The organism is Mesorhizobium sp. M0815 (genome assembly GCF_040319995.1).
Lineage (GTDB): Bacteria > Pseudomonadota > Alphaproteobacteria > Rhizobiales > Rhizobiaceae > Mesorhizobium.
In genome coordinates this window covers 57,297-67,424 of sequence record NZ_JAMYOU010000030.1, presented here as the reverse complement: position 1 = coordinate 67,424, position 10,128 = coordinate 57,297, and the positions used below count along the sequence as shown (strand labels likewise).

The window sequence follows — 10,128 nt, the reverse complement described above, 5'->3', positions numbered from 1 at the left end:
TCCAGAAGTTCCTTCTCAATAGCCATGCGATGATTCTCTCCTTTCCATCATCATGGCCTCGCGCACAGAATTCCCGACAGTCCCAGCGCCCTTTTAAACATACTGCCCTACTGCCCTACTGCCTTATTCCCTAACCCAGCCAACTGATCCGTGATCTCGAACCGCTCGGAAGCACCGATGCGGATCATGTTCAGGCTGCCTTCGCGCGTGAAGCGGAATTCGCCGGGCCCGTTTGAGCCGGCCGGCTTGCCGGCCTTGAAGCTGATGATGCGCGTGCCGCCATCGGGCCATGTCACGGTCACGTCGGTCTTGTCGCCGGTGCGCACGACCGCCGCCTTGCAGTTGGTCATCGGCTGGCCGAGATAGCGCGCGCAAGGGATGGCGTTGCCAGCACCAGGGACCGGTGTCCCCGGCGGCTGAAGCCGCGCAACGGTCTGTGCGTCGGGCGGAGGCGCCGCGTTGGCCGCGCCGAAATTTTGGACGGGACCCATTGCCGCGGGCGCCGATCCATCAACCTGTCCGGTCGAGGGGTTTCCAGCGGCCAGGGCCAGGCGGTAAGCATCCTCGATCGCCACCCTGCCGATTGCGTCAGCGGAGTTCAGCTCCGTTTCGGGAGCGGTCGCGCCGAGGCGCGTTGTCAGATCGGGCAGCGGTTGAGAGGCAGGGCTCTCCGTATTGGCCGCCGCCTGGGGTGTCACTTGCTGGGGATTGATAGGGTCGAGGTAGCGCGCGGGCGCCCATCCGCTCAGCTTGGGGTCGTCAATGTCTTCAACCTTGCACCACCGATGGCCGCTGACGTCGCCGCAGCCGAGATTTTTCAAGCTCGAACCAATCGGCAGCCGCGCCTCGATCTTGCCCATCGCCGATGCCGTGGCGCGCACGTTCAGGAGATCACCCGGAGCGAGACCAGTCACAATCGAGATGATGGGCTCCGGCTCCTGGGCACTGGCCGGCGGGCCCGCCAGCATCAGCGGAGCGGCAATCACCGCAAGCAGCGTCGTCGGGAGTGTTACTGTGCGCCTAATCATCTGCCATGGGCGGTAGGTTGCATTGCCGAAGGCGCGGCCAGGCACGGAAACGCCATCGCACGCCAGCCGGTTTTTATAGGTGACGAGGCGGCGCTGTGTAAGCCCCGAAAATGAGTAAGGTGCCGCGTGTTGAATCGCGGAGCAGGCCACTTCCGTGAGCTGAAAGCCGGCAAAATATTGCACATTTCATGTAAATATGCACTCTCTCAAGTAAGGTTTGGGAGGGAAAGATGGTCGACCTTGAAATATTCGCGCAAGTGGAAAACATAGTTCGCCAGCGTATCAAGAAAACGCGCGCGGAAATTGAGGCTTCACTTGGTCACATCGCCAACGGCAATCCGCTGGCCGCCGAACAGACCCTCTCCAGGCGACTCGACAGGTTGCAGGTAAAAGCGTCGCTCAGCCGCACCGAAGCGGAGATGATATCGGCAGCAATCGACATGAGGTCTGCCGGGGAGAGAAAGGCCGCCGCCAAACAGCCAGGACCGGAGGCAATTCTCGGCCCAACGCTCGATTTCATCGGTGTCGCATTTCTGGAGCGTGGGCGCCGTGTGGCCGATGCGGTCGGCCGCGTTGCCTTTCTCAACGGCAATCCACAAGGATCGGGTTTCCTGGTCGGGCCAAGGCTGTTCCTCACAAACAACCATGTGATTTCGTCGCCGGCGGATTCCCGGCGCTTCCAGGTCCAGTTCGATTATGAGCAGGACGGTGCGAATGCCGTGCGTACGCCGACGACGTTCCTGCTCGATCCTGAATTCTGTTTCGTGACCGATAGCATAGAGGGTCTGGACTATACGCTGATCGGGGTCGGTGAGCGGCGTTCCGGCCCAAAGGAACTGGAGGAGTTCGGTTTTATCTCGCTGTCGGACGCGCGCGACAAGCATATGCTTGGCGAAATCGCCAACATCGTTCAGCACCCCGATGGCCGCTTCAAGGAACTGGTGCTGCGTGAAAACCGGCTGGTGGCCCGCGACGAAACGGTTCAAGTGCTGCACTATGTTGCCGATACCGAACAGGGTTCGTCCGGTTCACCGGTTTTCAACAATGAATGGGAGCCAATTGCCCTGCACCATTGGGCCGGCCCGTTCCACGAGGTGACGGGCATAGGTGGCTATGCGCTTGCGCGCGAGATCAACGAAGGCATACGGATCAGCGCCATCGTTGACGATCTGGGCGCTAAAAAGTCCAGGCTGCCGGGCTCCTCGGCATCGGCGGTTTCGCAAGCTCTGGCGATTTGGGCCGGCACGCCGCGCATGATGGACGAGACAGTTCGGCTGAACGCCGACATTCGCGAAGATGTGCTGGACAAGCCGGTGCAGCGGCCGGAACCGGATGACAATCCACCGGCGACGAGACACAACGCCGATGGCTCGGTCACCTGGACTTTTCCCGTCGAGATAAATGTCCGGGCGCCGTTGATCGACCGCGACGGCGGCGATGCGAGACGAAGCGACGGCAAAGGCCCGGCAAGTGAACCCGCGAAGTTAGCAATCGCCGAGGCAGCGGCTTGGAAAACGGAGGATTTCGACGATCGCGGAGGGTATGAACCCGGCTTCATACCGGGCTTTGTCCTGCCAATGCCGACGGTTGCCAATTCACCCTACCGGTTGGCCAAGAACCTTCTTGCCAAACCTGGCGAGGATCCACACGAATTGCGCTATCATCATTTTTCGATCTTGATGAACGCCGATCGCAGGCTTGCCTTCGTCACCGCCTGCAATATCGATGGATCCCGCACCAAGGCGGTCAATCGTGACGACAAGACCGTCATCGACAACCCGTCGCTTGTCGAGTTGGGAGTGGAGTCGATTTCCGGTTCGGAAGCCAGCGACGCTTTCCGGCCCGACCGTCGCATCGACCCTGGCGAGCAGATGACCCAGGAATTCTATTCGAGCCAGAATGTGCCTGGATTTCCCGTCCCAAAATCCAAGGAACGAATAGCTCGAATGTTCCAGAAGGGCCATATTACGCTTCGCGGCGACCCTGCATGGGGGGTGGATCAGGAGGCCGTCGCGGCAGAGCGGGACACGTTCTTCTATCCCAATGCTGCGCCGCAAGTCGGCTTCTTCAATCAGGGAAGCTCGCTTGACCATCCCGGCTCCAAGGGGAAACTGAGATGGCGCGCGGTGGAAACCTATGTGCTGCGCAACGCCTATACGACGCGAGGCCGTGTCACGGTGTTTGCCGGGCCAGTGTTCCGCGAGGACGATCCTCCCTACCGCTTCAACAGCCATGTTCCGCTGAAGTTCTGGAAGATCGCGCTGTGGTCCGATCAAGCTGACCTGCGCGCCATCGCGCTGCTGGCGGATCAAAAGCCGGTTTTGGAAGTGATGCCCGAAGCGTTCGGTGGGCGTGCCGAGGCATTCGACGACCCGCTTGAAATTGCCAGGGTATCGGAGTTCCTTTCGACGGTGGCCGAGATTGAAGAACTGACTGGCCTGAACTTTGGCCAGCAGGTGCGCGACGCCGACATTCGGGCCGGATCCGAATCGGCCCCCGCACAGACTTTCAACCCAACGCAACTGGCGCCCAAGACCTCACGGCCAAAGGCTTCATCGCCCAAGACTTCAGTGACCAAGATTTCGGCGGCCAGCACCGGACGTCCTGCCAGGCGATCGAAGCGATCCGCGTCCGACAAGTGAAGATTGGACCGGTCGCGGCTTCTGAGGCTGCTTGCCTGCCGCTCGAAGGCGGTCATCCGTTCAGCCTGGCATGGGCAAGCTCAGCCTGTTCCTCGTTCGGCCCGGTATGAACGCGGTCAACCCGGCATGAAGCCGGTGCCTAGCGCGTGAGCCCATTCCGGCCGTCCCGCCTGCTCGGCCTGACGCGCTGCCGCCTCATGGTCGTAATCGACGGCGATGGCCTCGAAGCGATCGGGATGCAGGTCGACGATGCCATAGCGGGCGTGCGGCGAGCCTTGTTGGGAGACATGCGCCGGCGGCGTGTCGTCGTGATAGGCCGGGCAGCCGATGCTGCCTGGATTGAAAATGACCGGACCGCCGGGAATGCGGACCAGCTCGCTGCGGTGGCTGTGACCGCAAAGCATGATGCGGCAGGCGGGATCGATCGCGCCGAGCCGCCGCTCGATGGCAGCCAGCGGGGCGCGCACCAGCCGGCCGTCGACTATCGCGTCGGCAAGATATTTTTCATCGTGGTCGGGCCGGGCATGGAAGGCGAGCACGCCAGGCGCCACCTCCAGCGTGACGGGCAGCGCGAACAGCGCCTCGCGCTGGGCTGCCGCCAGCCGTTCATGCGCGTAGCGGTCGGAAGGCCACATGGTCTCGTCGGCGGTGTCGTAGGCAACGCGGCGGTCGTGGTTGCCGCGCACCGTCGGCAGCTCGAGCGCTTCGAGCCGCTCCATAGTCTCGCGCGGCCAGAGAGGGCCGGAAACGCAATCGCCGAGATTGACGATGAGGTCGGCGCTGCCGCGTCGCCGCAGATCATCGAGCACGGCGTCGAGCGCCAGGACATTGCCGTGGATGTCGGCGAGGACGGCAATGCGCATAGCAGGCTCCGTTTGTTGGAATGGCTGGAGGACAATTATCTTCCTCACCTCGCGAAGCGGGCGAGAGCGGAATGCAGCTTCGGGGTCGCTCTAGGCGCGGACTTCGATCTCATGGCCGCCGACCGCCGGCAACGATGCATCGTCGCCGGCCGCGGCAATCACGCTGTCGAGCAGGCCCGGGAAGCGGCGGTCGAGATCGTCACGGCGCAGCGTGATCAGCCGGCTGGTGCCAACCGCCTCGGTGCGGGTAACGCCGGCCTCACGCAGCTTGGCCAAATGGTAGCTCAGATTGGTCTTCGAGCAGAGGTCGAGGAACCGGCTGCAATTCAGCGGCACGCCCTCCTTGCTCGCGAGATAGCGCACGATGGCCAGTCGCGTCGGGTCGCCGAGCACGGCAAGCACGTTCGGCAGGCTGATCTGGTCGGCGGTGGGATGGGGCAAGGTCATGACCAGGAATTAAGCACATTCGGGGCCGATTTCAACGCATCTGATCCTTCGCGGTTCTGGTGGTATTCGGGCCTGTCCTGACACAGGGCTGTCAGTAGGGTTCGATTAGTCTGCACAAGCTCATTGACATCATGCCCTGTTATGTCCAATTGTTCAATAACCTTTGAACTAAGGAAATTGCCATGGATAAGCGCCTCATCTGGCTTGCGCTCGGATCATTCACGATTTCGACCGAAGGTTTCGTCATCTCCAGCCTTTTGCCCGACATTGCAAAGGATGCCGCCATCTCCGTTCCGCTCGCCGGCACGCTGATCACGGCGTTTGCGCTCGCCTATGCGATCGGCACGCCGATCCTGGCAACGCTGACTGGCGAATGGGACCGGCGCCGCGTCATCCTGTGGACGCTGGTGTTCTTCGTGTTGGGCAACGTCGCCGCGGCGCTGAGTTCCTCCTTCGAATTGCTGTTGATCGCGCGCATCGTCATGGCGCTGTCGTCAGGCCTGTTCGCGGCGACCGCGCAGGGAACGGCCGTTGCGCTTGTCGACGATCATCACCGCGCCCGCGCCATTGCCGTGGTCGTCGGCGGCACCACGGTTGCGGTGGCGGTCGGCGCGCCGCTTGGCGCGCTTGTTGCGACGGTTGCCGGCTGGCGCGGCACCTTCTTTGCCATTGCCGGCCTTGGCGCGCTCGCCGGCGCGATCCTGTGGTACCGGCTGCCGCGCGGCATCGTCGGCACCAGGCTGCCGCTCCGGATGCGATTGGCAGCGGCACTTCGCCCCGGCGTCATGCCCATCCTGGTGACGACGATCCTGGCACTGATCGGCGCCTTCACTGTCTTTGCCTTTGTCGCGCCGCTCGCCATCGAAGGCGGCGGCCTGAGCCCGATCGCGCTACCTGGAATGCTGCTCGCCTTCGGCGTCGGCGCGGTCATCGGCAATATCGGCGGTGGGCAGGCCGCCGACCGTTTCGGCGCGACGCGCACCGTCTGCTGGTCGCTGGCGCTGAGTGCCGCCATGCTGGTCACGTTTTCGCTGATCCCGACATTCCTGCCGCGCGAGATCGCCGGGCCGGCACTGATGGCCATGATGGTGCCGTGGGGTATCGTCGGCTGGGCGTTCCCACCGGCGCAGGCCAGCCGCATCATCAAGCTGGCGCCCGATGCCGCGCCCATCGTGCTGTCGCTGAACGCTTCGGCGCTCTATCTCGGCGTCGCACTGGGGGCCGTGGTCGGCGCCGCGGTGCTGCGCTATGGCGCACCGGCCGACCTCGGCGTGGTCGCGGCGGCATTCCCGATCATTGGTTTGGGCGTGATGCTGGCGGGACACCTGGCCGCACGTCCGGTGGCGATGCCGGCCGAATAAGGCTTGTTAGCAAAGCTTGGCTGCCGGCCGCCGATAATTCAACTCGCGGCCGGCGCTGCGTCAAAATCCAACGCGGCGATTTCGTCCAGCGCCGCTCGCAGGCTTGCCGCCTGCTCTTTTCCAAACATCTCCTCGAAGCGCTGCTGGGCGACTTGCCACAGCTTCAGAGCTTCTTCGAGCTTGGTCCAGCCCTGCGGTGTCAGCCTGACGCGCCTGATGCGGCGATCGGCAGGGTCGGCGAAGGCCTCGACATAACCGTCCCGGATCAGCGGCTTCAGCGTATGACCGAGGGCCGACAGGTCCATGACGAGGGCTGCGGCAATGGCACCCATGGTCGGTTCATTGCCGACGTGGATTTGATAGAGCAGGCCCTGCTGCGTGGCCTTAATGCCGGAGGGCGCGAGCACATCGTCATAGAACTGGCCGAGTTTCCGCGTTGCGCGGCGTAGCATGGCGTTGTTGCAAAACACCAGGCCGGGCAGGGTGGTTTGGGACATTGGCGGATTTCCGATGAGGGGACCGGAAGGGACCCTCGATGCAAACCAGAAATAGTCCTTGCTCCGCGGATTGACAAGATGGTGGCATATGCCTACGTATCGATAGTGGCATATGCCATTAATCGATCTGCCAGTCGAAGCAAGGGTGTTGCGCTGCGGCACCGGCATTTGGGATCGAACCAGAAGGAACAAGACAATGAGCAATCAGGACAAAGGCACGGCGGTCGTCACCGGCGCCTCTTCCGGCATCGGGGCGGTCTATGCCGACCGGCTCGCCGGCCAAGGGTATGATCTGGTGCTGGTGGCGCGGCGCGCCGACCGGCTGGAGGAATTGGCGGAGAGGCTCCGCTACGCGTATGGCATCAAGGTCAGCGTCATCAGCGCCGACCTGGCCGACGACGCCGATCTGCGACGGGTCGAACAGGCGATATCAACCGACGACAGCGTGACGCTGCTGGTCAACAATGCCGGCCTTGGCGGCGCGCAGGTGGTGGCAACGGCCGACGCCGATGTCGCCGAGCGCATGATCAAGGTCAATGTGGTGGCGCTGACCCGGCTGACGCGCGCGGTGCTGCAGGGACTATTGGCGCGCAACCGCGGCGCCATCGTCAACATCGCCTCGGTGCTGGCCTTCGACACCTCGTTCGGCGGCATCTATAGCGGCACCAAGGCCTATGTCGTCAACTTCACCGAGGCCCTGCAGCGGGAAGTCGCCGACAGCAGTGTAGCCGTACAGGTCGTGCTGCCGGGGGCCACGCGGACCGAGTTCTGGGAAGTCGCCGGAAGCGATATTGCCAATGTGCCCCAAGAGATTGTCATGACTGCGGACGATCTGGTCGATGCCGCGCTTGCCGGCCTGGCCAAGGGTGAAGCGTTCACGGCACCGGGTCTTGCCGACGTTGCCGGGGTGGATGCCTTTCTTGGCGTCCGACAAGGCTTCTTCGGTAGCCTGCTGGCCGGCAAGCCGGCGGCACGCTACGCTGCCTGAAATAACTGGTCTTACGCTGTCCGCCACATCGGAATGATCGAGGCGGCCAGCAGCAAGCCAAGCACGGCGTTGAGGATGCGCCACTGCCGCTCGGTTCGCAGCAACCGGGCGAGCAGCGTGCCCGCCACGCACCACGCCGCCAGCGATAGCGCCGCGGCAAGGCCGAAGACCGTGCCGAGCAGCAAGGCGAGCTGCAGTGGCCCGCTGGCGAGCGCGGCAAAAGATGCCGCCGCTCCCAGCCCCATGGCCCAGCCCTTTGGGTTCATCCATTGCAGGCCGGCGCCGCCCAAAAAGCTGTTCGGCTTTGCCATGGTCACGTTCAGATTGGGCGGGCCGCTGCGGCCGATCTTGAGGGCAAGCCATACCAGATAGAGGGTGCCGGCTATTTTCATTGCCAGTTGCAAAGAAGGGGCGGCGGCCAGCAGACCGGCGAGCCCGGCAGCACCTGCCGCAGCCACCGTGGCCAGGCCGGCCGCACTTCCGGCCATCAGCGGTATAGAGCGGCGAAAGCCGAACTGCGCGCCGGACGCCGTCGACAAGGTCGTGGCCATGCCGGGCGTTGAGGTTGAGACCAGCGCGAACAGCACGAGGGGAAGGACGGTTTCAAGCATGCTGCTTCCTTTGAAGCCTGCACGGTAGGTCTTTTGGCTCATCAGTAAATGCAATGTTTGCGATGGTCGCTATTAAGAAGCATAATAGTCAGATGGCTCGCAATCTCGATACCGCCTTGATCCGAACCTTCGTCACCGTTGCCGATAAGGCCAGCATGACGGCAGCAGCGAATGCGCTGCATTTGACGCAAGGTGCCGTCAGCCAGCAGATCAAGCGTTTGGAAGAGGTTCTCGGCTGCAGGCTGTTCGAGCGCGACCGGCGTGGATTGCGGTTGACCCGATCCGGCGAGCGATTATTCGGCAAGGGCAAGCGCCTGCTTTCCCTCAATGACGAGATCCTGGCGGAGATGGCGGGCGATGCGGTTGCCGGTCAGGTGCGGCTTGGCGTGCCGTATGACCTTGTCGGCACCTTGCTTGCGCCGGTGCTCAAGGCCTATGCCGAGGCGTATCCGCAGGTCGAGATTTCGCTGATCTGTGCTTCGTCGCCGGAGTTGGCTGCGGCCTTGGCGGCCGGCACGATAGAGCTCGCGGTGATCGAGGAGCCGATCGGTCGGTCGGCCGGCGAATGCCTTGTTGTCGACCGGCTGGTTTGGGTCGGCGCCAAAGGCGGCGGGGCTCGCAGCAAGCGCCCCTTGCCGGTTTCGATGGTGGCCGAGACCTGTGCGTTCCGCCCGGTGGTGCTGGAGGCGCTTAACGAGCACGGGCTGGAATGGCGCACCGTATTCGAAAACGGCAGCATCGACGCGACGACAGCGACGGTGCGTTCGGACTTGGCCGTCACCACCTGGTTGGCATCGACCGTGCCTGCCGACCTTGATATTTTGGCCAACGATCCGGAACTGCCGTCATTGCCGAATTTTTCGATCAATCTGCATTTGCCGAAGCACGGCCTTGCGCCGGCTGCACTGGCGTTCGCAGGCCACCTCCGCGATGGGTTGGCACGGCGACGGGAGGCGGCTTAGAAAACAGCAAAAAGGACGGCCAGTGTTCAGCCGTCCTTGATCGCCTCGGCAGCCTCTATTTCCAGTTCTTGCGCCGCTCGATCTCGGCTTCGGACGGCTGCTCCGTGGCAAAGGACCCGGTCTTGATCTCGCCGGAGCGTTCATAGCTCGCCATGATGACACCGGTGGTCGATGCCTGCGAGCGGGTCAGCTTGAAGGCGGCAGGTATTGTGCCGCTGCCGAACAGTTTTTTGCCCTTGCCCAGCACCAGCGGGAAAATCAGCAGGCTGATCTCGTCGATCAGGTCATTGGCGAGCAAGGTCTGGATCAGCTCGCTCGATCCCTGAATGAGCAGGTCCGGGCCGTCCTCCTGCTTCATCCGGCGCAATGTCGCCACGACGTCGCTGCCGAGCGGCTGGCTGTTTTGCCAGGACAGCGTATCTGGCCTGTGCGTCGCCACATATTTGGTGACGGCGTTGAAGCTGTCGGCGATCGGGTCATTCTTCTGATAAGGCCAGTGGGCGGCGAAGATGTCGTAGGTTTTGCGGCCGAGAAGCAGCGCGAACGGTTTTGAAAACGTCTCGCCCATGGCGGCGCCCATCACATCGTCCCAGTAGTGGAACGTCCAGCCGCCGAACTTGAAGCCGCCGACCGGGTCCTCGTGCGGGCCGCCGGGCGCTTGCATGACGCCGTCGAGGCTGACGAATGTTGCGGCGATGATCTTCCTCATTGGAGCTCCCTTTCCCTGAT

General features: G+C 63.0%; 10 protein-coding genes. 4 read left to right on the top strand and 6 right to left on the bottom strand.

Going from position 1 to position 10,128, the window contains the following annotated elements:
* Positions 1-107: 107 nt before the first annotated feature.
* On the bottom strand, positions 108-1,211 hold the full coding sequence (locus NKI01_RS25600; RefSeq protein WP_352965120.1) for an SH3 domain-containing protein: 1,104 nt from the start codon (positions 1,209-1,211) through the stop codon (positions 108-110).
* A 47-nt stretch (positions 1,212-1,258) separates the two neighbouring features.
* Here NKI01_RS25600 and NKI01_RS25595 point away from each other — a divergent pair, with 47 nt between their 5' ends.
* Positions 1,259-3,670 carry a DNA/RNA non-specific endonuclease gene (locus NKI01_RS25595; RefSeq protein WP_352965119.1) on the top strand — a complete coding sequence of 804 codons (2,412 nt, stop codon included), beginning with the start codon at positions 1,259-1,261 and terminating at the stop codon, positions 3,668-3,670.
* Positions 3,671-3,786: 116 nt separating this feature from the next.
* Here the strand turns inward: NKI01_RS25595 and NKI01_RS25590 are convergent, their stop codons facing one another.
* Both NKI01_RS25590 and NKI01_RS25585 read right to left on the bottom strand, forming a co-directional pair.
* Positions 3,787-4,533, bottom strand: coding sequence for a metallophosphoesterase family protein (locus NKI01_RS25590; protein WP_352965118.1), 747 nt, complete (start codon positions 4,531-4,533; stop codon positions 3,787-3,789).
* Positions 4,534-4,623: 90 nt separating this feature from the next.
* Positions 4,624-4,980 carry an ArsR/SmtB family transcription factor gene (locus tag NKI01_RS25585; RefSeq protein WP_023719360.1) on the bottom strand — a complete coding sequence of 119 codons (357 nt, stop codon included), beginning with the start codon at positions 4,978-4,980 and terminating at the stop codon, positions 4,624-4,626.
* A 182-nt stretch (positions 4,981-5,162) separates the two neighbouring features.
* Between NKI01_RS25585 and NKI01_RS25580 the strand changes: the two genes are divergently transcribed.
* Positions 5,163-6,341: an MFS transporter gene (locus tag NKI01_RS25580; protein ID WP_023719359.1), complete on the top strand. Its 1,179-nt coding sequence runs from the start codon at positions 5,163-5,165 to the stop codon at positions 6,339-6,341.
* Between the two features lie 38 nt (positions 6,342-6,379).
* Here the strand turns inward: NKI01_RS25580 and NKI01_RS25575 are convergent, their stop codons facing one another.
* The gene (locus NKI01_RS25575) at positions 6,380-6,838 is read right to left on the bottom strand and encodes a MarR family winged helix-turn-helix transcriptional regulator (protein ID WP_352516007.1); all 459 of its coding nucleotides are present in this window, start codon (positions 6,836-6,838) and stop codon (positions 6,380-6,382) included.
* A 196-nt stretch (positions 6,839-7,034) separates the two neighbouring features.
* Between NKI01_RS25575 and NKI01_RS25570 the strand changes: the two genes are divergently transcribed.
* The gene (locus NKI01_RS25570) at positions 7,035-7,826 is read left to right on the top strand and encodes an SDR family NAD(P)-dependent oxidoreductase (protein WP_352494933.1); all 792 of its coding nucleotides are present in this window, start codon (positions 7,035-7,037) and stop codon (positions 7,824-7,826) included.
* An 11-nt stretch (positions 7,827-7,837) separates the two neighbouring features.
* On the opposite strand, the gene NKI01_RS25565 is transcribed toward NKI01_RS25570, so the two are convergent.
* Positions 7,838-8,437: a LysE family translocator gene (locus NKI01_RS25565; protein ID WP_352494934.1), complete on the bottom strand. Its 600-nt coding sequence runs from the start codon at positions 8,435-8,437 to the stop codon at positions 7,838-7,840.
* A gap of 92 nt (positions 8,438-8,529) precedes the next feature.
* On the opposite strand from NKI01_RS25565, the gene NKI01_RS25560 reads away from it, so the two are divergent.
* Positions 8,530-9,399: a LysR family transcriptional regulator gene (locus tag NKI01_RS25560; protein WP_023719355.1), complete on the top strand. Its 870-nt coding sequence runs from the start codon at positions 8,530-8,532 to the stop codon at positions 9,397-9,399.
* A gap of 55 nt (positions 9,400-9,454) precedes the next feature.
* Here NKI01_RS25560 and NKI01_RS25555 read toward each other — a convergent pair whose 3' ends face one another.
* On the bottom strand, positions 9,455-10,108 hold the full coding sequence (locus tag NKI01_RS25555; protein ID WP_352494935.1) for a dihydrofolate reductase family protein: 654 nt from the start codon (positions 10,106-10,108) through the stop codon (positions 9,455-9,457).
* Positions 10,109-10,128 lie beyond the last annotated feature (20 nt).